This window comes from Corynebacterium ulcerans (assembly GCF_000767685.1).
Classification (GTDB): Bacteria; Actinomycetota; Actinomycetes; order Mycobacteriales; family Mycobacteriaceae; genus Corynebacterium; species Corynebacterium ulcerans.
Map to the genome: position 1 here is coordinate 1472535 of NZ_CP009622.1, position 24640 is coordinate 1497174.

Sequence of the window (24640 nt, forward strand, 5' to 3'; positions counted from 1 at the left end):
ACAGCAAAAATTTCGTTAAAAATCTGTGACGTACGGGCTAGTTGCCATGCAGGAGCCGTCGGCAAGCGTGGACTCTTCAAAATCACCAAACAATACCGGCGATTGCTCCCTCAACAGATGCAAGCATCGGATTGCCAACGCCCGAATTTCTACGTCAGCATGCTCGGTAGCTCTCATCCCTATAAAGTGACGCCATGTTCTGAAATTCCCGGTGACTAGTAGCCGCGATTCTGTGGCGTTAGGAAGTATCGCGCGTGCCGCTTGACGCGCTTGCTTCTTCCGAAGAAGCGCGTTCGGTTCTTTAGCCAATTTTTCTTCCAGCGCAGACAAAACCTCAGTAAAGGCAAAGCGCGATTCATCTACCGCGTGGAGAAAAAGTCGTCGTAATTCAGGGTCTTCCGCGATCAACGGCGGGATGATTACGTGAGAATCCTCGTGATGGACAAATCTCTGCGAGAGCTGCGAGCAAGAAAAATGTCGGTGCCGCATCAACTCATGCGCCGCTGATCGAGACAAACCACGGATATATAAAGAAGCAGTAGCATGTTCTAAAAGCGCCATATGGCCTACCTCCATAATGTGCCGGAGGTAGGCATCGTTTTGAGCAGTTCTCGCATTTGGTTTGTCAAAAGTCTCGTAACATGCGCGTCCCGCAAACTCCACCAGCGCTTCAGAATCTTTAGCGGCAGGATCACAAGACCACGTGATACCAGTAGGAGGAGTAAACGTCGTGCAGGCCACCAATTGCACGTCAAGATGAGTTTCTACAGCCATTATGAGATATCGAGGTACTTATCTAGGCCAACGCTAAGACCAGGATGCTCATGGATCTTCCGCACGCCTACTAAAACTCCGGGGACAAAAGACGTACGGTCGTAAGAATCCTGGCGAATAGTCAAGGACTGCCCCTGGGCACCAAAAATAACTTCCTCATGTGCAACCATGCCGGTCATGCGTACAGCGTGCACCGGCACTCCGTCGACATCGGCTCCGCGGGCCCCTTCAAGCGAATCTTTTGTTGCATCGGGCTGCGCACCAAGTCCTGCTTCCTTACGAGCCTCGGCTATGCCTTGTGCTGTGTGAATAGCGGTTCCTGAGGGGGCATCCAGCTTGTTGGGGTGATGGTACTCCACGACTTCAGCAGAATCGAAGAACTTAGCTGCTTGGCGGGCAAAGACCATGGTTAATACAGCTGAGATAGCAAAGTTGGGGGCAATCAGCACACCCACCGAAGGATTTTTCTCCGCCCATGCTTCCACTTGAGCGAGTCGCTCTGCTGTAAAACCGGTGGTCCCCACGACGCAGGAAATACCGTGGTTGATACAGAAATCTAAGTTGCCCATGACGGAATCAGGAGTGGTGAAATCAACGATTACCTCTGCTCCGTTATCAACGAGAACATTCAGATCATCATCACGGTCGACCTCAGCAACAAGCTCAAGATCTTTGGATTCGTTTACACCCGCTACTACGGCTTGACCAACGCGCCCACGCGCCCCGAGGACTCCTACTTTAATGGACATGTCACTGTTTCCTTTTCCTTTGTGGTTGGGTCAAAAGATTAAGAGATTCTGCTTGTGTAGCCTACAAAATAGGCTCGTGAAGATACACAAATGCTCCCCACCGTGGGATGGCAACGGTGTACAAGCTTCTCGACGAGGTCATAAAACCCCGTCGCTATATACACAGTAGCGATGCCTATCGCTGGGGAGCAGAAGTAAGGATAAGGCGGAAAACGCCTAGCGCGATCCCACCTTAACCTTGTGTTCGCAGACTAGTCTTCCTTCACTGGCGCCAAGGAAATCTTGCCGCGGTTGTCTATGTCGAGGATCTCCACCTCGACTTTGTCACCAACGTTGACTACGTCTTCTACCTTCTCTATGCGCTTACCGTTGCCGAGCTTAGAGATGTGAATGAGGCCGTCACGACCAGGTACAAGAGAAACAAATGCACCAAAAGCAGTGGTCTTAACGATGGTTCCGAGGAACCTCTCGCCAACCTTGGGCAACTGTGGATTAGCAATAGCATTGATCTTTTCGATCGCTGCTTCAGCGGCAGCACCTGAGGTCGCGGAAACATACACAGTTCCGTCTTCCTCGATGGAGATGTTTGCCCCGGTCTCCTCAGTGATCGAGTTGATCGTCTTGCCCTTAGGCCCGATAACCTCACCGATCTTGCTAACTGGAACGGTGACAGTCGTAATGCGCGGCGCATAATCGCTCATCGCATCTGGGCTCTCAATAACCTCAGCCATAGTATCCAGAATTGCTTCGCGAGCCTCATAAGCCTGAGCAAGCGCAGACGCGAGAACCTTGGAAGGAATACCATCAAGCTTGGTGTCCAGCTGGAGGGCTGTCACAAAGTCACGAGTTCCAGCAACCTTGAAGTCCATGTCACCGAAAGCATCCTCGGCACCAAGGATGTCTGTCAAAGCAACATAACGGGTTTCTCCGTCAACTTCATCAGATACCAGACCCATAGCAATGCCAGCCACGGGGGCCTTCAGCGGAACACCCGCGTTGTACAGCGAGAGCGTTGAGGCACACACTGAACCCATGGAGGTAGAACCGTTAGATCCGAGGGCTTCCGAAACCTGACGGATGGTGTAAGGGAACTCCTCACGGGAAGGAATCACCGGCATAAGGGCGCGCTCTGCAAGCGCTCCATGTCCGATCTCGCGGCGCTTCGGGGACCCCACACGGCCAGTTTCTCCGGTGGAATACGGCGGGAAGTTGTAGTGGTGGATGTAGCGCTTGGACGATGTAGGCGACAACGAATCAATCTGCTGCTCCATCTTGAGCATGTCTAGCGTGGTGACACCCAAGATTTGCGTCTCACCGCGCTCGAATAGAGCGGAACCGTGTGCACGAGGAATGAGCTCTACCTCTACCCCAAGGTCACGAATATCGGTGACTCCACGGCCATCAATGCGGAAGTGCTCGGTGAGAATCATGTGGCGCACGAGCTTCTTCATCACGGCGTTGTAGGCAGCGCGGATAGCCTTCGATGCTGCAGCCTCATCCTCAGAACCGAATTTTGCGAGCAGCTCACCCTCGATCGATTCCATGTAGTCGTTCGTGGCGTCGTCACGCTCTTGCTTTGACTTAATGGTCAACAGCTGACGTAGTTTCTTAGAAACCTTCTTTTCCACGGCATCGTAAATAACGTCCGAATAAGGTGGGAAAAGTGGGAATTCTTGAGTTTCTTTAGCTGCACGCTCTGCCAGGCCAGCCTGTGCTCGGCACAAAACCTCGATGAAAGGCTTAGCCGCTTCTAGACCTTGTGCAACGATCTCTTCTGTCGGCGCAGGAGCGCCATCCTTGATCTTTTCTACGACGTTCTCAGTCGCACCCGCTTCCACCATCATGATGGCAACGTCTTCGACAGTCTTGCGCCCCTGTTTCTTAGCTACCAGGCGTCCTGCAACAACAAGTTCAAAAAGAGCCTTCTCATGCTGTTCATGAGTTGGGAATGCAATCCACTGACCCTTGGGATGCTCATCATCCGCGATAAGAGCCATGCGAACTCCGCCCACAGCACCCGATACCGGAAGACCGGAAAGCTGAGTAGCAGCTGACGCACCGTTGATCGCAACAACGTCATAGTAGTCTTCTGGGTTCATGGACAGAACGGTGATAACGACCTGAACCTCGTTGCGCAGTCCCTTAACAAAAGTCGGACGTAGTGGGCGGTCGATCAGGCGGCAAGCCAAGATTGCTTCAGTGGAGGGGCGTCCCTCACGACGGAAAAACGAACCCGGAATGCGGCCCGCTGCGTACATGCGCTCCTCGACGTCCACCGTTAGTGGGAAGAAGTCGAATCCCTCACGCGGCTGGTTGGAAGCCGTCGTGGTAGCCAACAGCATTGTCTCATCATCCAGGTAAGTGGTGACAGAGCCATCGGCTTGCTTGGCCAGCTGGCCGGTTTCAAAGCGAATGGTACGGGTTCCGAAGTCGCCGTTGTCAATGGTGGCGATCGCTTCGGTAATACCGAATTCTTCGTCTACGTTGAATTCGATGTTTTTTGCCTTGCTCAAAGTGCAGGTCTCCTCGTGGATATTCCTTCTCACAACGGTCATCGGTGCCGCGTGTTTCCAAAAAAGGTTTTGCTTCTAATGCAACGGCAGGATTTTAACACGTTTTCACATCTTAAGCACAGCGAAACCCCGCGGCTTAAGTTTTACCTAAAACCACGGGGTGCCGGTTAACGTCGAAAAGCTTATCGACGCAAGCCCAGACGAGCAATCAGATCACGGTAGCGATCAACGTTGTTGTCTGCGAGGTACTTCAAGAGGCCCTTGCGGCGACCAACCAGAAGCAACAGACCACGACGAGAGTGGTGATCGTGCTTGTGGAACTTCAGGTGCTCGGTCAGCTGGTTGATGCGTGCGGAAAGCAACGCAACCTGTGCCTCAGGGGAACCGGTGTCGGTCTCATGCAGACCGTACTCAGCCAAGATGGACTTCTTCTGCTCATTGCTCAAAGCCATGAGAAAACTCCTCAATAGTTATTTCAGTCCACATAAATATGACTTGATAAAAAGAAACCGGGTTTCTTTTTATCAAACCATTCCTATCACTGCTGTGGACCGCAGTGAAGAGAACGGAAGGAACACTACCACAGAAAGGAAAGGGATAAAGGAATTTTCGAGTTTTCCTCGCTTATCCGTAGCTTTTCCCTGCTTGTTTTATCTACCGATTGCGTTTCCTACTAGCACTCGCGTAATGCGTTCCATAAATTCTTTGAGGAAGCGCTCTACGTCAACCGCCACTGCAACCTGGGCATTCTTATGCTGTTCTCCCAGTTTGACCTCATTACCGATTGTCCGCCCCCTCGTAGGCCCCTCAATATCTACTTTGAGATTCAGAGGAAGAACCGTAACCAGGCTGGGATCAACAGCTACTGCAACGGCCAGGGGATCATGCAGCCCACAACCGCCAAGATGAGGCGCTACCGTGTCATAGGCGCGAATATAGTAATCGGTGGCGTCGGCAAGCACCGTTGCAGCCTCTGTGTTCAACGCCCTCCACGTAGCAGTCTCCTCATATGTCAACAGCGTTTGGAGTGTTACGTCAAGCCCGATCATCGTCACGTCAGCGCATTCTCGGACCATCATGTCTGCGGCTTCTGGGTCTTGGTTGATATTTGCCTCGGCCCAAGTGCTCACATTCCCAGGAACCGTAAGCGCGCCTCCCATGAAAACGATATGAGCGTTAGCTGCAAAATCTGGGTCCTTATCCATTGCCGCGGCGATATTAGTCATAGCTCCCGTTGGGATAATGACCAAGTCATCGCCATAAGCAGCCACCGATTCAATAAGGAAATCAACTGCTGTTTTATCACTCACGCAGGATTGAGGCTGCTGTATCTTCGCCTCACCAATGCCATTTTTTCCGTGGATAAACTCAGAAATTTCTAAAACGGAAAACTCATCTTTGGCCCGAGCGTGTGGCTCGCCGACAAAAACTGGAATATCGGGGCGTCCAAACAACTCCAGGAGCGCAAGGTCATTGCGTGCTCCATCGTCGACAAGAACGTTGCCATACGTCGCAGTGACACCAATGAGATCTAGCTCCGGAGAACCTAGAGCATAGGCCAGTGCCAACGCATCATCGATGCCAGTGTCTAGGTCGAGGATTACCTTCTTTGCCATTCTCTGTCTTCCTTAGTTTAGGGTTTACGAGGTTCGTCAACTCTTAAAATTTCGCGAGTAGTCTCCACGTCTTGCGCTATTGCTTCCAGTAGTTCTTCCATACCGTTAAACTTCACCATCCCGCGAATACGGTCCACGAATTCAACGGTGACGGAATGTCCGTACAAATCAGCACGACGATTAAGAACAAAAGATTCAACGCTACGACGCTGATCCCCGAACGTGGGATTATGGCCTACCGAAATAGCCGCCGGGTACCGCACTCCTGCAACCATATCCCCGTCGATGGGCGCTGCAGAGGTGATCTGCAGCCACCCTGCATACACGCCGTCTTCTGGCAGCGCAATAGAGTCCGGGAAGTACAGATTGGCAGTCGGATACCCAAGTTCTTTTCCGCCCCGACCAGCCCCTCGCACCACGTCTCCGCTAACTGAAAATTCCCGCCCTAATCCCCAATTAGCTCGGCGTACGTCTCCTTCTGCAAGAGCTTTACGTATTACAGAAGAAGAAACCACGGTCTGGTCTTCTGCCAGCAATTCCAGCACACGAATGTCAATGTCGTATTTTTCCCCCAATGCCTTCAAAGTCTCCGTGGTACCGGATGCTTTATAACCAAAGGTAAAGTTCTCCCCCACCACTACGACCTTGGCCTTGAGCTTGTCTTTAATAATAGAGACAAAGAATTCTTCCGGAGATAGGTGTGAGAGGTTGGCAGTAAAATTCATGGCAAACATGTGGTCAACGCCAAGATTTTCTACGAGATTCGCACGTTGGGTAACTGTCCCCAAAAGTGGAGGCATCTTTTCCGGCCGCAGTACCGCCAAAGGATGCGGGTTAAACGTAACCAGGATGCTCGGAACACCAAGTGCCCGCGCTCGTTGCGTTGCAGCGCTGATCAGTGTCCGATGTCCACGATGGACACCGTCGAAAACGCCAATGGTGATGACCGAGGCGTCTAGATCCGCCGGAATGTCTTCAATATGATGCCAGATATCCACTCTGGACAGTTTAGCCATAGACTGCTAACTATGATTGATCCCCTCTCCACTTCTGGACTCGTAGTCGTCGATAAACCCGCTGGCATGACCTCGCATGACGTAGTTGGGCGCTTGCGCCGTATCTTTGGCACTAAACGGGTTGGTCACGCGGGTACCCTCGACCCCATGGCTACCGGTGTTCTTGTTGTGGGAATCGAAAGAGGGACAAAATTTCTTGCCCATATGGTCGCATCGACTAAGTCCTACCGAGCAACTATCAGACTTGGGATGTCCACCACCACCGACGATAAAGAGGGAGAAGCAGTTTTTGCTGCCGATACCTCCACGGTATCCGCGATCACCGACGATGAGATTGCTGCTGAGATAGCTAAGCTCACTGGAAATATCATGCAACGCCCAGCATCAGTCAGCGCAATCAAAATCAACGGGAAGCGAGCCCATCAAATGGTGCGTGAGGGGCAAGAAGTAGAGATACCCGCACGTCCGGTCACTATTTACCGGTTCGATGTCCTCAATATTTCGCGCGCTTTATCACCGGAATTCATTGACATCGATGTAGAGGTCACGTGTTCATCGGGCACGTATATCCGGTCTCTCGCTCGTGATCTAGGAGAAGCCCTCCATGTGGGTGGCCATCTCACAGCTTTACGACGCCTATCCGTGGGCCCCTTCACCCTTTCCGACGCCATTACTCTCGACGATCTCGCAACCGCCCCCAAACTCAGTCTTTCTTTGGATGAATCCTTAACTCGGTGCTACCCCACATTAGAGATCACAGAATCTGAAGCCACAGATCTTTCTATGGGAAAATGGCTCCAACCACGCGGCTTAACAGAGGTTCACGCAGCGGTAGCACCCAATGGCTACACCATCGCGCTTATCAAGGAAAAAGGCAAGCGGCTTTCTTCCGTTTTCGTCGCGCGTCCCAACACGCTCTCCTAGTCGCGCCAAACTTTTGGCAGCCTTTTATACAACTGAGGTTACCGCTATTACGTAACCGTTTTTCACCATCCAGCGCCCTTCTATAAAAGGAACGGGAGTGGGACGAACAAGCAGATAAGACACAAAAGATCCATCGTCTCTAATGTCTATTTCTGCTTGTTCAAAGCCTAACCACCGGTGTGTCAACGGAAACCACACTTTGTAGGTAGCTTCTTTTGCACAGAACAAAACCCGATCTGCGCACGAGATACCATTGCTACGTAGACGTTCAAGCTGTTCGAGTTCGCCTTCTCGAGCGATCGAACCGATGACGCCCTCTGGAAGCGGCTCGGCGACTTCCGCATCGATTCCCATCGACCTGATAAGCAGCCGAGGAGCAACAACTGCGGCCCTAAAACCATCAGTGTGGGTCAAGGATCCACTAACAGAAGCCGGCCATAGCGGCATACCTCGCTCACCACGCAGAATTGGTTCACCCGTGTCGCGTTGTAACTTAGCAAGGGCTTGGTGAGCACACCACCGCGCATCTCCGAATTCCGCTTTGCGGAGCGGGACAGCGTGTGCGACAAGAGCCCGTTCCAACGGATGCAGCTCATTAAACTTGCCCAAGTCTATGATTCCGGGATCGGTGGTAAGAGACACATAACGTGCAGCTTCTGGGAAGAGCGACTGATCAAGCTGGATCTCGTTGTTCACGACTCCCCCTTGTTCACACGCTGTGATATAGGTGCATCCGGCTCAAGCCCCGGGCCCATGGTCGCTTTTCCAGCATCATCGATATGCATGATAGGAAAAGGCCAGGGACGTGACTCTATGTTTTGCTGCCACTGCCGGGGATATCCCAGAGAAACCTCCACATGTGGCACACCATCAATACGCATTATTCCAGGAAGATGCAGATGCCCATAGATCACCGCTTGTGCGCTGTATCGGCTGCCCCATGACATAGTGTGCCGAGTTCCGCACCATAACCCGATCTCTGGGATCTGCATCCTATCCACAGGTTCTTGGGAAAGGGGCCAATGATTGATCAGAATCGTAGGTCCGTTTACCCTGCTTAACCGATTAACTGAATATGCCAAACGGTCCCAGCACCATGCGCGAATATCCACGAATGGTGCGATAGCAAACTGGTCCGTAAGCACAATTTGCTTTTCATGAGCAGCCTCAACGGCCTGTTCAATACTCATTCCACTCGGGCGGAAAGAGTAATCATAAAGCGTAAACAAAGGCACGATGGTCACACCGCCGAAAACCGGGAAAGGGTCTTCCGGCGTCAGAACATCAATCTTCCGACACGCACGCACAAGCTCATCGTATTTCGCGCGTCCCTGATGCGTATCTGTTTTCCTACAGAACAACTCATGGTTTCCTGGGACCCAAATAACGCAGGCGAATTGCTTACGTAGCTTATGCAGGACTTCCACGACAACGCTAGTACGTTCTGCAACATCTCCGGCAACAATCAGCCAATCGGATGGGTCCTTGGGCTGAAGAGAATCAATATGTTCTCCATTAGCTCGAACTGCTGCATGAAGGTCCGCAACAGCCCATAGGGTCTGTGCCATGTGGCCTCCTTGCGCACCTAGGTTGTTTCAAACGTAAGACTAATTATTGCAATTGTTAGCAGAGATTGGCTCATCGACTCTCCGGAGTCGGAATATTCCCGTCTTCTGAATCTTTACTATATGCCCACTTCATCGAGTAAAAGCGCCATATTCCCACGACCATTCGAATAGAAATAAAGGAAACTAGACCCCACCAAACACCTACCAGCCCCGCGTCGAAGAGCAAAGCCAACCATACGCCAGGTAAAAATCCTACGAGCACTGACAACAAAGATACGGTCCGCAAATATGCGGCGTCAGCTGCACCTAAGAATACTCCGTCAAAGCCAAACACGACGCCACCTATAACGATCATGAAGACCAGCTGCCACCACGGTCCACTTATTTCTTGAAGAACTCCCGCATCCGATGTAAAAATTCCTGGTATCACGTGGAAACCACCAGCGAATATCACAGCAAGCACCACGCTAAACATGGTGGAATACAGCACGGATATGTGTCCTACACGACGCGCTCGAGCAACATTGTGTGCACCAAGCGCAGCCCCTGTTAGCGTCTGCCCCGCAATAGCCAGCGAGTCTAGGATGAGCGTGAGAAAACTCCACAGTTGGAGCAGCACCTGATGAGCTGCTAAAGATTCCGCACCAAAACGCCCAGCTACAGCTGCCGCTGATACAAAAGAAATCTGAAATGATAACGATCGCAAAATCAGATCCCTACCGAGGGATAGCTGCGAACGCATGATGGTCCAATTGGGGCGAATAGTGCCCTCATGCGCCCGAAAAAGGCACAAGATAAACAACGAAGAAGTAATAGTAATCCCAACGATATTCGCCCATGCTGAGCCCACCAGACCGTACTGGTTAACCAAAATTGGCACTAACATCATCCCGGGAACAACACCCGAAAGCGTAAAAAGCAATGGTAAACGGGTATTTTGCACCCCTCTTAACCACCCGTTTCCAGCCATTACAACAAGGACCAGCGGGATACCTACAGCTGTTATTCTGAGCCAACTCGTGGCTGCGTTGGATACGTCATAAGAGCCGCTAAGCCAGAATGTGAACGTCGGAGCCCCCATAAAAACAACAAACGCCAAGATGAACCCGACGAAGAGAGCAAGCCATGTAGCCTGCACTCCTTCAGCCACAGCTTCCTTCTTTTTACCCGCCCCAAAAAGTCGTGCTGAGCGCGCCGTTGTCCCATAGGATAAAAACGTTAATTGCGTAGTTACTTGGGCATATATTGTGGTTCCTGCACCAAGCGCGGCCAAGGATGCAGCACCCAGTCTGCCCACTATTGCGGTGTCAAAAAGAAGATAAAGCGGCGTAGCTATCAGCACTCCCAGTGCAGGAAGTGCCAAGCGAAGAATCGTTGCTGGACTAATCTCTGCGGTCTCTTCTTGCGATCTTCCCACAGACATACTCTTTCTCCCCGAGTCTTCTCCTAGAGAACGTTCGTTGTACAGGCTTTTACCACGACAACGGTAAGCCTTATATTGTTTCTCACGGTCTCTCTCAGCAGGTCCGCTGAACCGCTGCCTTAAGTTCTGCTACTACGTGATCTACTGTTCCAAAAGTAACGTAGCCTGATGATCTTATGTGCCCACCGCCGCCTAAGGTACGGGCCACAACGGAAATATCGAGATCTTCCGAGCGAAGCGAAACCGCCCATTCCCCTCTTTTGTATTCTTTGAAGACCACGGCTATATCCGTGCCGTCTGAACCACGGATCAGATCCGCAATTTTTTCTACAGACTGAGCCGAATGCCCCTGAACATCGTCGTACCGTGCGATAGCCACAACAACCGATATGTTGTTGACATACACCACCTGAAGACGAGAAAGTATCGTACCGATCATCGCGAGGTCTGCCACAGAATCACTGCTAAAAAGCTGCTGCCCAATGGCCCGTATCTCAAGGCCTGTATCAACAAGCTCTTGAGCCAGGGCATGCATTTCTGGGCGTCCCCATCTAAAGCCACCCGTATCCGACACTAACCCAGCGTAAAGACCATATGCGATGTCTTTAGTCAGCGTAATTTTCAGGTGATGAAACCAATCGCGCAAAATACTAGTTGTTGATTCCGCCTGATGATCAATCAGGTTAACTCCTGCAAAACCGCGATTTGTGCTGTGATGGTCTATCAGAATGACACGACTAATGTCGCGCATAACTTGTGGCTGAAGGGCCCCCAGCCGCCCCACGGCACCGCAGTCCACTGCAATAATTGCATCGCACTCAGGAAGCCTATCCACCGTGAGGATGTCTGTGGCTCTGGGGATATCCAGCAAAGAACGCTCTAAGGGAGTGCACTGACCGATGACTCCGATGACTTCCTTAGACAGCTGCTCTAAAGCAAGCATCGTTGCACAAACACTCCCGATAGCATCCGTGTCAGGATTGATATGCCCTACGACGCACACTCTTTTGGCTTTGCTGATGATTCTTTCAGCAGCTGACCAATCCAATGATTTGTCCGACGATGTCTGAACACGGGTTTTATTCATCGACGTCCATTTTATAGGGATTTTCTTCCCCCGCTGGTTTTGCGTTCTTTTTCAGTTCAGCAAGCTCTGCATCGCGTGCTTTAGCACGCGCCAGCAGATCTTCCATATGCGCCGAAGACTCTGGAACTGTATCTAGCTCGAAAGATAACGTTGGGGTAAAACGCACGCTTAACTGGTCTCCCACGATCTTTCGTAGCTGGCCTCGCGCACGGTGGAGAGCCTCAGCCGCACCCTCTACATCTGGGGTGTCTTCAAGAGAACGTCCCCGCACTGTGTAGTACACGGTTGCATCATGCAGGTCACCTGTAACCCGGGTATCTGTAACAGTGACGTACTCTAACCGGTAGTCCTTAATTTCTCGTTCAATGGCTGTAGCCACAATCGTCTGGATACGCTTAGCCATCCTGGCGGCACGCGCGTGATCAACCATTGTTCAACCTCTTTTTCATCTGTTTTATTTTATAAATTGCAGCCATGTGTCGGCTAACGCAATTATCTTACCTGCTTTATCAAAGCGGAAACTTACCCCGTATTATCCACAGCAGACTTCTTTGTCTGATCTGCACGATAAACACAGAAGAGAAAACGGCGCCGACTCTCAACATTAGTTATGAGAGTCGGCGCCGCTTTCTAGTAGTTATCGGTTTAAGCAGCCACTGTTAAGAACGTGGAACCTCTACCTGCTCAAATACCTCGATGATATCGCCAACCTGGATATCCGGGTAGGACAAGACCATACCGCACTCGTAGCCTGCGGAGACCTCGGTGGCATCGTCTTTCTCACGACGTAGCGATTCAATAGTCGCTTTGTCTGCCACTACGGCGCCGTCGCGAAGCAAACGAATCGTAGCGTTACGACGCACCTTTCCGCTCTCCACCATGCAGCCTGCGATCAAGCCAACTGCAGAAGCCTTGAAGATTGCACGAATCTCTGCACGTCCAACTTCACGCTCCTCGTAGATCGGCTTAAGCATGCCCTTCAGCGCCTGCTCAACTTCTTCGATCGCGCGGTAGATGACGGTGTAGTAACGAACATCCACGCCTTCAGCGTTAGCTTCTTCCGTTGCCTTACCCTCAGCACGAACGTTGAAGGCAATGATCACGGCATCAGAAGCAGCAGCCAAGGAGACGTTTGTCTGCGTAACAGCACCAACGCCACGGTCGATGATGTTCAGCTGAACTTCGTCGTCGACCTCAATCTTGAGCAATGCTTCTTCCAAGGCTTCCACGGAACCAGCATTGTCGCCCTTGAGGATGAGGTTGAGGGTGCTGTGTTCCTTAAGAACTGCATCCAGATCCTCAAGAGAAACGCGCTTGCGGGTCTTTGCGGCCAGAGCGTTACGCTTGCGCGCATTGCGCTGGTTAGCAATCTGACGAGCAACGCGATCGTCTTCAACAACTAGGAGGTTATCGCCAGCGCCAGGGACACCATTGAGGCCCTGCATCTGAACAGGACGGGAAGGTCCTGCTTCTTCAACGTCATGTCCGTACTCATCGACCATGCGACGCACGCGGCCATAAGCATCACCTGCGACAACAGAGTCACCAACGCGCAGCGTACCGCGCTGGACGATGACTGTAGCCACTGGGCCTCGACCACGATCCAGGTGAGCCTCGATGGCCACACCTTGCGCATCCATGTCAGGGTTAGCACGCAGATCTAGAGACGCATCTGCAGTAAGAAGAACAGCCTCCAGTAGTCCATCAATATTGATGTTCTGCTTTGCAGAAATATCAACGAACATGGTGTCTCCGCCGTACTCCTCAGGAACAAGGCCGTACTCGGTGAGCTGTCCACGGATCTTATCCGGGGACGCGCCTGGCTTATCGATCTTGTTCACTGCGACCACGATCGGTACGTCTGCTGCTTTAGCGTGGTTGATGGCCTCAACGGTCTGAGGCATAACTCCGTCGTCAGCAGCGACGACCAGCACAGCGATATCCGTGGACTTAGCACCACGAGCACGCATAGCGGTGAAGGCCTCGTGACCCGGGGTATCAAGGAAGGTGATCTTACGATCGGTGCCGTCGACGTTAACAGCGACCTGGTAAGCACCAATGCCCTGCGTAATGCCGCCTGCCTCACCGGAACCAACGTTGGACTTACGAATCGAGTCCAACAGGCGGGTCTTACCGTGGTCAACGTGACCCATAACGGTCACCACAGGAGGACGCTTCTCTAGATCCTCTTCAGTTCCTTCGTCCTCACCGAACTGTAGGTCGAAGGACTCAAGAAGCTCGCGGTCCTCATCTTCAGGAGAGACAACATCAACTTTGTAGTTCATCTCTTCGCCGAGGAGCTGTAATGTCTCCTCGCTCACAGATGCGGTTGCCGTTACCATCTCGCCAAGATTAAAGAGTGCCTGGACGAGAGCCGCAGCATCTGCATTAATCTTCTCAGCGAAGTCGGAAAGCGAAGCACCTCGGGCAAGACGAATCGTCGCGCCTCCACCGTCTGGCAGGCGAACGCCACCAATGACGTTTGGTGCCTGCATTGCCTCGTATTCATTACGCTTCTGACGCTTCGACTTACGTCCCTTGCGTGGAGCACCACCTGGGCGTCCGAATGCACCAGCGGTACCGCCACGACGTCCGCCGCGACCACCGGCAGCTCCACCGCCACCTGGGCGACCGCCGCCAAAGCCTGCGCCTCCGGGTCCACGGTTTCCGCCTTGGGCACCCGCACCGCCGCGGCCGCCATTACGGCCACCGGCGCTCCGAGAAGGCATCTGCCCTGGGTTAGGATGTGAAGGCATCATTGCGGGACTTGGGCGACGTCCGCCGCCCTGACGCTCCTGACCAGCACCTTGCTGCGGTCGGTTACCGCCTTGTTGACGCTGCTGACCGCCGCGACCGCCTGGGCGAGGCTGACGCTCAGCGTTGTTGCCGCCTTGGGCACCACGACCTGAACCCGGACGCGGAGCGCCACCTGGGCGTGGGCCATTTCCAGGGCGGTTGCCGCCACCAGGACGAGGCGCTGGACGCTCACCGCTGGAGAACGGGTTGTTGGCTACGCGAGGAGCACGTCCACCCGGTTTTGGCGCATTTCCGCCTGGGCGCGCCTGCGGACGAGGCATAGCAGAAGGAGATGCTCCTGCACCTGGCTTAGGAGCAGAACCCGGAGTTTTAGGTGTATCGGATTGGGAAGCGCTGAAACCTGGCTTAGGTACAGGCTTAACAGCAGGTTTTGGAGCGGCTGGCTTCGCGGAAGCCGGCTTGGGTGCTGCAGGCTTTGCGGCAGCAGGTTTTGGAGCGGCTGGCTTCGCGGAAGCCGGCTTGGGTGCTGCAGGCTTTGCGGCAGCAGGTTTTGGAGCGGCTGGCTTCGCAGAGGCCGGCTTGGGTGCTGCAGGCTTTGGAGCCGCAGGCTTAGCCGACGTTGACGTAGCTTTTGCAGCCTCAGGGGTAGTCTTTGCAGATCCCTGAGCAGTGGTTGGGTCTTGCGCAGCATAATGCTGCTTCATCTTCTTAATCACCGGAGGTTCGATGGTAGAAGACGCGGTTTTTACAAACTCGCCTTGTTCTTTCAGAGTGGCAAGTAGTTCCTTGCTTGTTACACCGAGCTGTTTAGCTAGCTCATGTACACGTAGCTTTCCGGGCACTTCTCTCCTTGAGTTACGGAAGGAAGCCTTGACCCCGGAGGGCTTACGTTGACTTCCTACCTAAGTTACTTTGACGTTCATCGCTGATGCTTCATCGTATGCTCATCAGTGTTCGGTCTTCCTTGTAATGTCGGGTCCAGCGCCAAGCGCTGCTAGGTACTCTCGTACATGACCTGTGTCTACTTCCGCAGACACCCTTAACGCACGAGCAAATGCTCGGCGCTTTTCAGCTAGCTCCAGTGCATCGATGGTAGGCGTGATCCATGCTCCGCGCCCTTGCAGACGCCTACGTGGATCAGCAATCACCGAATAAACAGAATGATGTGATTCCCCTGCTACATCATCTTTCTTGCGTAAAACAACGCGAAGAAGTTGATCAGCGGGTTGTGATTTTTTGGTAGCGATGCAGGTACGGATACGCGTCCGCGTAGGCTTAGAAAGATCTCCTCGGGGGGAGTCGCCATACAAAGCCGCTGGCATCCGTCTCCTTTTCGCTTCACATCTCATATGTCATGTGCTCGTGCTCAACGCTGCTCTAGCGTCCATCGCACAAGCTGCAGATGGGCCGTTAAGTAGTGTACGCCATATTCTCCACAAAGATGAAGTTGGAAACGTCAAACACCAAATAATTCCACTTTTCACTCTTTATCGGGAAGTGAACTCGACATATTTTCAGACCGCAAAAATAAAAAATGCCCCTCTTACTGCCGTGTAGATTCATCATCTACTGCAGTTCAAGGGGCAATGTGCAAAGGATTAGCTAGCGTCAGAACGGATATCGATCTTCCAACCCGTTAGGCGTGCAGCCAACCGAGCATTTTGTCCCTCTTTGCCAATAGCCAAGGAAAGCTGGTAATCAGGCACCGTAACCTTAGCCGCTTGAGCCTCAAGATCAGTGATCTCTACGTGCACAACCTTGGACGGTGCAAGGGCGTTACCTACGTACTTTGCCGGATCTTCATCAAAATCAATGATGTCGATCTTTTCCCCACCCAGCTCGTTCATGATGTTGTTCACACGCTGGCCACGAGGACCGATGCAAGCGCCTTTGGCATTCAGACCCTTAATATTCGCGCGAACAGCCACCTTGGAACGGTGTCCGGCCTCGCGCGCAATGCTGATAATCTCTACCGACCCATCAGCGACTTCAGGGATCTCCAGTTCAAAGAGCCTGCGCACCAGTTCAGGGTGCGTACGAGACAAATTAATCTGAAGGTTACGTGGGGTACGGTTCACTCCCACGACATAGCACTTTACGCGGTTGCCATGGACGAGTTTTTCGCCAGGAATTTGCTCGGCAGGAATGAGGATGCCGTCCTGCCCTTCAGCCTCAGTTCCCAGGTGCACAACGATAATTCCCCGCTCGTTTGCATATGCGTCTGCCTGAACGATGCCAGAAACTACGCGCCCTTCGTACTCGCTATACGCGTCATAGGCTTTCCAGGTTTCTGCCTCACGCAAACGCTTTTTGATTGCATCGCGAACCGCTTGCGCGCCGACACGACCGAAGTTAGCAGGGGTGTCGTCGTATTCAGAAACAACGTTGCCTTCTTCATCCAGATCAGAAACAATGACAGAGACAAGGCCTGTTGTAGCACTAATGTCCACGCGAGCACGGGTGTTTTCTTCAACGTTGGTGTCTTTAAACTCGCGATAGGAAAAAAGAAGCGCACGAGCGATCGTTTCGATCAATTCCTCTACAGGAACTTTTCGCTCGGACTCAATGAGCTTAAGTGCGTGGATATCAATATTCACTTGTTTTCCTCTTCCAAAGCCAAGGCGGCATTAAAATCTAGTTGCGTGAACTCAAGCTCCGCTTCTGCGGGCTTCGCGAACTCAATTTCTACCACTGCTTGAGTATTTTCTCCCAATTCAATCGAACGGATCGAGATTTTCTTCCCCTGCCGCTTGACCACGATCACTCGCGTTTCATCATCATTTACTGCCCCAATCCGCTCGATTGATTTCTTTCCTTCAACGTCAAGGGCGACCAAGCGGTGACGATTTCTCCGCCATTGGCGTGGCTTAGTAAGGGGCGCGTCCACTCCAGGGGTACCAACCTCCAGAGTGTATCCCGGCCCAAAGCTTAGGGCACCAGAAGCTTCTTGAGCGTCGAAAAGCTCAGAGATGGCTGTGGATACTACTTCTAGCTGATCCAAATCCGGCCGGTTGTCGGAATCCAAGGACACTGCGACAAGAGTTTTTTTACCTGCGCGGTTCACTCGGATGTGTTCAAGATCCATATTATGTGCCGCTGCGATCGGCGTAATGAGCTCGGTTAAGACTTCGGTAGAGGGAAATGCCATGCCCGTTATCGTAGCCGACGCACAAAAGCATTCGAGTATGGAAGTACACTTTCCTTTTGTGACTCGTTCTGCAGCATCTCGATTCTTATTGGCCGTAGTGGTTTCCGGCGGCATGCTTAGCGCATGCAGCCTTACTCCGCATCCCACGCCAGACACCACACTGACGCGCCTAGCAGCGCGAGCCTCCGCAGAGGCAAAAACATTTGATAGTAGTGACTCCCCCTATGCCGCGCTTCGACGCGCCGACCTTGCCGAACTCCGTACGGAGATCCAACGTGTATGCGGACACAAAAATGACGGTACTCTCCCCTCTTCTTGTGACGACTCGGCTCTAGATTCCGCCATAGAAAAAGCGCACCTTGATGTTGATAACAACAGCAATCCCGCAGATGCAGCTACAATCGCTGCTCAAGAGCTCGTGTCTAGTGCTGGAGAGCTCCCAGAGGGATCTATGTTGCTCGCTGCCAATCAACTCGTTGATCTCGTATCGGCAGGAGCAGCGGCACCGACTACAGGAGGTGCATTGTTCGACCCCTCGGTGAACAAAAAGCTTAAGTCTTCCGACGTTAAAGTCGACGCAGATGCGGCACGAGACGCACTCGCCTGGGAATATTCCATAGTCTATGGCCTGGGCGTTGCCACTGCATCCGCTAGTGGACTTCTCAAGCAAGCCGTCAACGACTCCATTGATGCCCACCAAAATCGCATCAGCATTCTACAAAGTAGCCTCGCGCCTACCGGAGAGTTCCCCAAGCCCGAGTCTGCTTATGAATTGAAAAAATACCAACAGCCTTTTGATGCTCAAAGTACTGCTGACTACATTGAGGCCTTACGCAGAGACACCACGGATTATTGGATTGCCACAGCTGCCACGGCTAAAACCACTTCTTGGAAAGAACTAGCATTAGCCTTTGCCGCCCAGACAGCAGTTGGCGCGCCCACAGCCCCGCCCAACGTACTACCTGCCCGATAAAAAGACTGCGTGCCCCGCCAATGACAACCACAGCGGGGCACGCAGTTCTTTTAAGGGTTAGACCACAAAGGTTTCCAACCTCTAAGAAGCGCCCTTAAGCACCAACCATATCGATAATCCGTGCAGTAGCTTCAGCCGCTGGAATTTCCACGGCTTCTGTGCCACGGACACGCAGCTCAACTTTTCCTTCCTTGAAAGACCTGCCCAGGACTACTACATAAGGCATCCCTAGCAGCTCCGCATCCTTGAATTTCACGCCGGGGCTTACCTTCGGGCGATCGTCGAAAAGCACTTCGATGCCCGCTGCGTCGAGCTCGGATACCAAGGCATCCCCTGCCTCAATGGCTGCGGCATCTTTGTTTGCTACGACCACATGAACTGCAAAAGGTGCAACCTCAATGGGCCAATTGAGACCCTTCTCATCATGACGTTGTTCAGCAAGCACCGCCATGAGCCGTGAGACACCGATGCCATAAGAGCCCATGGTCGGGATCGCCCGCTTGCCGTTTTCATCAAGAATCTGCACATCAAAGGCCTCGGTATATTTACGCCCAAGCTGGAAGATATGCCCGACCTCTATACCTCGAGCCAGGGTGAGTGTGCCCTGACCTTCTGGTGCTGGATCGCCCTCGCGAACTTCGGCGGCCTCAATGTAGTTTTCCACCTCAAAGTCACGTCCCACGGTGAGGTTAACTACATGGCGCTGATCCGCGTCTGCACCGGTAATCCATGAGGTTCCGGTGACCACGCGAGGATCGGCAAAAAGCTTAACGTCATGTGCGATCAATGCACGAGGGCCCACGTAACCTTTCACCAGGAAGGGGTTTGCCTTGAAGTCTGCTTCGGTAGCAAGTTCCACCGCCGCAGGCTCGAGAGAGGCTTCCAGGCGTTTCATGTCTACTTCACGGTCTCCCGGAAGCAGAATGCCGGCAAGCTCATGGTCTTCAGCGCCGGGTTCTGTAATTTTCACAACGATGCACTTCAAAGTATCTGAAGCAGCGACCTCACGGCCTTCAACCGTGATGCCAGCGGTCTGCGCCCATGCCACTAGAGACTCGATGGTTTCGGAAGCAGGAGTGTCGTACTCCATAGCTTCCGGCAGCCCTTCAAGGGAGCGTTCGACGCCAGGCTGTGTAACCACGGCTTCCACGTTAGCGGCATAGTCGCCCTGCGTAGCTCGCACAAAGGTGTCCTCGCCGTTTTCGCTGATCGCCAGGAATTCTTCAGAAGCAGAACCACCCATCGCACCAGAGGTCGCAGAGCAAATCGCATACTCAACGCCTAGGCGGTCAAGGATGCGCTGGTATGCACCACGGTGACGCTGATACGACGACTCGAGTCCCTCATCTGTCATGTCGAAGGAGTAGGAGTCCTTCATCACAAATTCACGGCCACGAAGAATGCCAGCGCGTGGGCGTTCTTCATCCCGGTACTTGGTTTGGATTTGGTAGAGGATGACAGGGAAATCCTTGTACGACGAGTACATGTCTTTCACTGCTCCGGCAAACATCTCCTCATGGGTGGGACCCAAAAGGTAGTCTGCACCCTTGCGATCTTTGAGGCGGAAAAGCGAATCGCCGTATTCAGTCCACCGGTTAGTCGTCTGGTAGGGCTCGCGGGGCAACAACGCTGGGAAAAGCAGCTCTTGAGCTCCAATTCCGTCCATCTCCTCGCGCACAATATTTTCGATCTTTTTGAGTGTGCGCAACCCTAAGGGCAGCCACGTGTAAACACCTGGTGCAGCTCTGCGAATGTATCCGGCACGAACTAGCAGCTTGTGGCTAGGAACTTCAGCATCTGCGGGATCTTCGCGCAGGGTGCGCAGGAAGAGCGTGGAAAGACGTGTGATCATGAGTAAGAAATATACCCGCTAGGGTTATGGACATGCTCATTGTGTTACCTCCTTCAGAGACTAAGGCCATCGGCGGTGATGATGCGCCACTCAATATGGACGCTTTATCCTTCCCCTCGCTGAACCCAATAAGGAAATCCATCTCTAAGGATCTGAGCTCACTATCCCCAGACCAAGCCCTAACAATGTTGAAATTAAGCGAGAAACTCCGGGAGGAAGTTGCAGCTAATACACAGCTGCTTCATGCACCAACGATGCCAGCGATACTGCGCTATACCGGTGTGCTTTACGACGCCCTCAACGCGCCAACTCTTCCGCGCTCAGCATGGTCGCGCCTTGCTATAGGCTCAGCGTTGTTTGGCGTCGTCGGAGCTTCAGACCCCATCCCGCGATACAGGCTATCTGGATCTAGTAAAGTCCCCGACGCAGATGGAACAATCCCAACGATGAAAAAACGTTGGGGCTCAGCAATTACCAAAGCGTTAAGTGATGCTGACGACTTTATCGTGGATCTGCGCTCTGGCACTTATCAGCAGTTGGGGAAAGTTCCCGGCGCGACTACGGTGCGCGTGGAGTCAGTGCAACCCAATGGGGCACGAAAAGTCATCAGCCATTTTAATAAGCACTACAAGGGTGAGTTAGCGCGAGTATTGGCGCTCAGTGATGCACCCCCTTCCTCTATTGAGGAGGTACAAAAGGTCGCACAAAAAGCTGGTTTAGCAATAGAGCAGACCGGGACAACAGAGTTGACTTTTGAGGTTCGTAACTGATCTGGCACATACACGAGGGGGCACCTCAAGGTGAAGCGCCCCCTCGTCTTTTCATGTCTGCGTGTTTTACGTATGTGCTGGTTGTGTGTCTAGTCCAGCGACTTCTCCGATGACGTATACGGCGGGTGGCTTAATCTCCTGCGTACGCATGGTGTTAGCCAGAGTTCCCAGCGTGCATTTATAGGAGCGCTGTTGTTCCGTCGCTCCTTCTTGGATTATCACCACTGGGGTTGAAGCTGGCCGGCCTCCCTCGATAAGCGCATCGGCAATGGCGGGTGCGTTTTTCACTCCCATAATCACGCTCAGGGTGCCTTGCGTTTGTGCTAGCGCACTCCAATTGTTGAGGGACTCCGGGTGTTGCGGTGGCACGTGTCCTGAGACCACGGTAAAGCTGTGTACGAGCCCTCGCTGGGTGATGGGGATACCGGCAAGCGCTGGTACGGAAACGGCGCTTGTTACTCCGGGGATAACTTCGCAGGAAATCCCGTGTTCTGCACAAGCCTGCAGTTCTTCAAAGCCTCGGCCAAAGATGTAAGGGTCGCCGCCTTTAAGTCGAGCGACTTTTTTTCCTGACTGCGCGTGATGGATGAGTAGCTCGTTGATTTTCGACTGAGCTACTTGCCTACCGTAAGGGAGCTTGGATACGTCGATGATTTCTTTCGTAGTGACGTCGCAAAGCTTATCCAGCTCCGACGCTGGGCCTAAATGATCCGCCAAAATTACGTCCGCTGTTTGTAGTCGACGCATCCCCCTGACAGTAATCAGGTCCCATGCTCCTGGGCCACCTCCGATGAGTACGACTGGGGCCTGCCATTGATTCTGCTGGGAAGTCATGAAAAACAAGTTTAAACAGTGGGTGCGCTTAGTCCTATTTGGGTTCCATATAAAGGAAAGATCACAGGTGGAAATCCGCGCTACGGTAGTACCTATGTCGCATCCCACGTTTCTCCATACCTTTGCAGAACAACTCCCCGGCCTTGCGGTTGCCCATCATCCCAGCACGTGTCTCGATCCTCAGCTAGTTGTTTTTAATGATGAGGTGGGAGCAGCACTGGGGATCACGCGAGAAAATATTTGTGGCCTTCTCCATGCCGAGGGACATGCGCAGGCGTATTCCGGGCATCAGTTCGGCAACTTTGTCCCGTTGCTCGGTGACGGTCGCGCGTTGTTAGTCGGAGAGCTACGCGCGGATCGCAGCCTCTGTAGGGAGACGACTGGTGCGCCTTTGCTTTACGACGTTCACCTTAAGGGTTCTGGTCCAACACATTTTTCTAGAGGGGGCGACGGTCGGGCGGTCCTCGGGCCTATGCTGCGCGAGTATCTTATTTCCGAGTCTCTCCATGCACTCGGTGTTCCTAGCAGCAGATCGTTAGCTGTTCTCACTACTGGCGAAACCGTGATGAGGGGACGTCCCCAGCCAGGAGCCATCCTTGTTAGAGTCGCCCCCAATCATTTGCGGGTGGGAACACTACAGTTTGCGGCACTCAATGGCCCTGAGGTTCTTCGCGATACTGTGCGCTATGCAAGCCATCGGATCTTAGCTAAACCTAGCGACAATGAGTTGAAAAACGCCCGAGAACTTTTGCATCAGGCTGTCCTGTCACAGGCACACTTAGTAGCCCAGTGGATGCGATTCGGGTTTGTCCATGGGGTGATGAATACGGATAACACCACGCTGAGTGGTTACAGTATTGATTTTGGCCCTTGCGCCTTTATGGATACGTTCAATCCCCAAGCGGTGTTTTCTAGTATTGATCAAGGCGGACGCTACGCCTATGGACAACAACCAGCCATCGCCGGATGGAATCTTGCTCGGATGGCTGAGACACTCCTTCCTTTTATCGGGATGGATGCGGCGAGGGAAGAAATCGATAGTTTCGCTTCCTACTACCGCACTGCTTGGTTGGAGGAAATGGCTCAAGCGGTAGGAGTAGATCCCCATACCCCTGATGTAGAAGGCCTTCTCGATGCTTTGCCGGAGTTACTGACTCGCCATACAGCGGATCTCGCGACTTTCCTACGAAGTTTGAGCGATGGTACGACACAGCAAAAATTCCCCTGGGCAAGCGACTGGTGTAATGCCCGTGATCTGTGCGGAGCTGTACCCCCGCACAATCCGGTGTACATTCCCAGGAATCATCTCGTAGAGGAAGCCTTGTTGCACGCTGAGCGCGGGGATCTCTCACGCTTCCACCGGCTCTTTGCCGCCACGACTGCACCTTTTGACCGCATCGATGACAGCGAAGATCTTGAGCAACCTGCTCCTCAAGACGCAGCTCCTTATATCACCTACTGCGGCACGTAGCGCACCGATGATACCGGGTCCTTCAATCTAAGTCCGCTGAGATAGCAGCAGCATTGTCTCCGTATCATTGAGCATCGCCTGGTTGAGTTTGCGCACCGCATCCTCACGGTCAAAATGCACTCCGATAAGTACGATCTCATTACTCGGTTCCAGGCCCGCCTGCTGCCAATAGCCGGCAGGGACGATACGTAGGTCCGGCCCCGCTTGGTGCCACACCTGAACCATATCAATGCGATCCGAGACCCAACAGTGCCCCTTGGAGCGCACGAGGCCAGAAATTGAATGCAGCGCCTGGATCAACCGCTCGCGGTCAAAAGGCCTGTCGCCGCGAAAAACCACAGAGCTAATCCCATATTCTTCCGTCTCAGGAGTGTGCGGGTTAGTCAGTTCATCCATGTACCCCTGATACGTCCGAGCTGTGGCTTCGTCGTAGGCCATGGCACCCAGCAAATCAGAAATTGCCGATCGTGGCTCGCCTTTTTCTGGAATGACGCGGCCGTCGATAAGCTTTTCGACGCTCGCGCGCGGGTTCATTCTGTGCACCAAGGCCACGGTCGCCTCGTAGCGTTCTGCAGGCACCAGATCGGCTTTGGTCACATAGATCCGATCCGCGAATTCTACCTGGTCTACCAGTAGATCAGCGATTGTGCGATCGTCTTCTGGGGTAGCTCCCAGGTCGCGATCTACCAGGTAGGTCTTTTTGGACATGTAGTCCAGGAACTGGGTGGCGTCGACAAGCGTTGCCATCGTGTCAATCGGAGCAACATCCGCCAAGCGGGTTCCGTCTTCCCATTCCCATTCAAATGTAGCTGCAACAGGCATGGGTTCCGATATGCCTGTTGATTCGATCACGATGTGGTCGTAGTCTCCCGATCTGGCGAGCGATCCCACTGATTCCACAAGATCATCGCGCAGGGTGCAGCAAATACAACCGTTGGTGAGCTCGATGAATCGGTCTTCACCGCGTTCCAGATGTCCTTCCCCTGCGATGAGGGCTGCGTCGATGTTTATTTCAGAGAAATCGTTAACGATCACCGCGATTTTGCGACCTTCGCGATTTCCCAGTAGGTCGTTGAGAAGGGTGGTTTTCCCCGAGCCGAGAAATCCGGATAACACTGTGACTGGAGTAGATGAGAAAGACATTCACTAATGAATACCTTTTTCA

22 protein-coding genes are annotated in these 24640 nt (G+C 52.9%); 4 read left to right on the forward strand and 18 right to left on the reverse strand.

All coding sequences use genetic code 11. From position 1 onward, the window contains the following. Positions 1-15 precede the first annotated feature (15 nt). The 6 genes from thyX to CULFRC11_RS06715 form a co-directional block, all read right to left on the reverse strand. Positions 16-774: an FAD-dependent thymidylate synthase gene (gene thyX, locus CULFRC11_RS06690; RefSeq protein ID WP_023635877.1), complete on the reverse strand. Its 759-nt coding sequence runs from the start codon at positions 772-774 to the stop codon at positions 16-18. Then, entirely contained in the window at positions 774-1523 is a 750-nt protein-coding gene (gene dapB, locus CULFRC11_RS06695; RefSeq protein WP_023635878.1) for a 4-hydroxy-tetrahydrodipicolinate reductase, read from the reverse strand. Before dapB ends, thyX begins: the two co-directional genes overlap by 1 nt. Positions 1524-1774: 251 nt before the next feature. Continuing rightward, positions 1775-4078, reverse strand: coding sequence for a polyribonucleotide nucleotidyltransferase (locus CULFRC11_RS06700; protein ID WP_023635879.1), 2304 nt, complete (start codon positions 4076-4078; stop codon positions 1775-1777). Between the two features lie 140 nt (positions 4079-4218). Then, a complete protein-coding gene (gene rpsO / locus CULFRC11_RS06705; RefSeq protein WP_013242127.1) occupies positions 4219-4488 on the reverse strand; it encodes a 30S ribosomal protein S15 in 270 nt (89 codons plus the stop codon). Positions 4489-4686: 198 nt separating this feature from the next. Continuing rightward, positions 4687-5652, reverse strand: a complete 966-nt coding sequence (locus CULFRC11_RS06710) for a nucleoside hydrolase (RefSeq protein ID WP_023635880.1) — start codon at positions 5650-5652, stop codon at positions 4687-4689. Between the two features lie 17 nt (positions 5653-5669). After that, complete coding sequence (locus CULFRC11_RS06715) at positions 5670-6668, reverse strand: bifunctional riboflavin kinase/FAD synthetase (protein WP_023635881.1); 999 nt, start codon at positions 6666-6668, stop codon at positions 5670-5672. Between the two features lie 12 nt (positions 6669-6680). On the opposite strand from CULFRC11_RS06715, the gene truB reads away from it, so the two are divergent. Then, complete coding sequence (truB, locus tag CULFRC11_RS06720; protein WP_023635882.1) at positions 6681-7592, forward strand: tRNA pseudouridine(55) synthase TruB; 912 nt, start codon at positions 6681-6683, stop codon at positions 7590-7592. 24 nt (positions 7593-7616) lie between these two features. On the opposite strand, the gene CULFRC11_RS06725 is transcribed toward truB, so the two are convergent. From CULFRC11_RS06725 to rimP, 9 genes are all read right to left on the reverse strand, one after another. Beyond that, on the reverse strand, positions 7617-8288 hold the full coding sequence (locus CULFRC11_RS06725) for a 4'-phosphopantetheinyl transferase family protein (RefSeq protein WP_013911741.1): 672 nt from the start codon (positions 8286-8288) through the stop codon (positions 7617-7619). Next, positions 8285-9160, reverse strand: coding sequence for a metallophosphoesterase family protein (locus tag CULFRC11_RS06730; protein WP_023635883.1), 876 nt, complete (start codon positions 9158-9160; stop codon positions 8285-8287). Before CULFRC11_RS06730 ends, CULFRC11_RS06725 begins: the two co-directional genes overlap by 4 nt. Before the next feature lie 70 nt (positions 9161-9230). Then, positions 9231-10583: an MATE family efflux transporter gene (locus CULFRC11_RS06735; protein WP_023635884.1), complete on the reverse strand. Its 1353-nt coding sequence runs from the start codon at positions 10581-10583 to the stop codon at positions 9231-9233. A 94-nt stretch (positions 10584-10677) separates the two neighbouring features. Beyond that, positions 10678-11670: a DHH family phosphoesterase gene (locus CULFRC11_RS06740; protein ID WP_023635885.1), complete on the reverse strand. Its 993-nt coding sequence runs from the start codon at positions 11668-11670 to the stop codon at positions 10678-10680. Further along, positions 11663-12100, reverse strand: coding sequence for a 30S ribosome-binding factor RbfA (gene rbfA, locus CULFRC11_RS06745; RefSeq protein ID WP_013911745.1), 438 nt, complete (start codon positions 12098-12100; stop codon positions 11663-11665). The genes CULFRC11_RS06740 and rbfA overlap by 8 nt, the downstream gene beginning before the upstream one ends. A 229-nt stretch (positions 12101-12329) precedes the next feature. After that, the gene (gene infB, locus CULFRC11_RS06750) at positions 12330-15269 is read right to left on the reverse strand and encodes a translation initiation factor IF-2 (RefSeq protein ID WP_038620623.1); all 2940 of its coding nucleotides are present in this window, start codon (positions 15267-15269) and stop codon (positions 12330-12332) included. Between the two features lie 105 nt (positions 15270-15374). Continuing rightward, positions 15375-15749: a YlxR family protein gene (locus CULFRC11_RS06755; RefSeq protein ID WP_013911747.1), complete on the reverse strand. Its 375-nt coding sequence runs from the start codon at positions 15747-15749 to the stop codon at positions 15375-15377. A 276-nt stretch (positions 15750-16025) separates the two neighbouring features. Continuing rightward, a complete protein-coding gene (nusA, locus tag CULFRC11_RS06760) occupies positions 16026-17024 on the reverse strand; it encodes a transcription termination factor NusA (RefSeq protein ID WP_023635887.1) in 999 nt (332 codons plus the stop codon). Beyond that, positions 17021-17575 (reverse strand): ribosome maturation factor RimP, encoded by a 555-nt coding sequence (rimP, locus tag CULFRC11_RS06765; protein ID WP_023635888.1) that lies wholly within the window; start codon positions 17573-17575, stop codon positions 17021-17023. The genes nusA and rimP overlap by 4 nt, the downstream gene beginning before the upstream one ends. 58 nt (positions 17576-17633) lie before the next feature. On the opposite strand from rimP, the gene CULFRC11_RS06770 reads away from it, so the two are divergent. Further along, entirely contained in the window at positions 17634-18548 is a 915-nt protein-coding gene (locus tag CULFRC11_RS06770) for a DUF4439 domain-containing protein (protein ID WP_031270378.1), read from the forward strand. A 94-nt stretch (positions 18549-18642) separates the two neighbouring features. Here the strand turns inward: CULFRC11_RS06770 and CULFRC11_RS06775 are convergent, their stop codons facing one another. Further along, the gene (locus tag CULFRC11_RS06775; RefSeq protein WP_023635890.1) at positions 18643-20400 is read right to left on the reverse strand and encodes a proline--tRNA ligase; all 1758 of its coding nucleotides are present in this window, start codon (positions 20398-20400) and stop codon (positions 18643-18645) included. A 32-nt stretch (positions 20401-20432) separates the two neighbouring features. Between CULFRC11_RS06775 and yaaA the strand changes: the two genes are divergently transcribed. After that, positions 20433-21170 (forward strand): peroxide stress protein YaaA, encoded by a 738-nt coding sequence (yaaA, locus tag CULFRC11_RS06780; RefSeq protein WP_031270381.1) that lies wholly within the window; start codon positions 20433-20435, stop codon positions 21168-21170. 66 nt (positions 21171-21236) lie between these two features. Here the strand turns inward: yaaA and cobA are convergent, their stop codons facing one another. Then, complete coding sequence (gene cobA / locus CULFRC11_RS06785) at positions 21237-22004, reverse strand: uroporphyrinogen-III C-methyltransferase (protein ID WP_051373204.1); 768 nt, start codon at positions 22002-22004, stop codon at positions 21237-21239. 94 nt (positions 22005-22098) lie between these two features. Between cobA and CULFRC11_RS06790 the strand changes: the two genes are divergently transcribed. Then, complete coding sequence (locus CULFRC11_RS06790; protein ID WP_031270386.1) at positions 22099-23475, forward strand: protein adenylyltransferase SelO family protein; 1377 nt, start codon at positions 22099-22101, stop codon at positions 23473-23475. A 27-nt stretch (positions 23476-23502) separates the two neighbouring features. On the opposite strand, the gene CULFRC11_RS06795 is transcribed toward CULFRC11_RS06790, so the two are convergent. Further along, on the reverse strand, positions 23503-24618 hold the full coding sequence (locus tag CULFRC11_RS06795) for a GTP-binding protein (RefSeq protein ID WP_023635894.1): 1116 nt from the start codon (positions 24616-24618) through the stop codon (positions 23503-23505). Between the last annotated feature and the right edge of the window lie 22 nt (positions 24619-24640).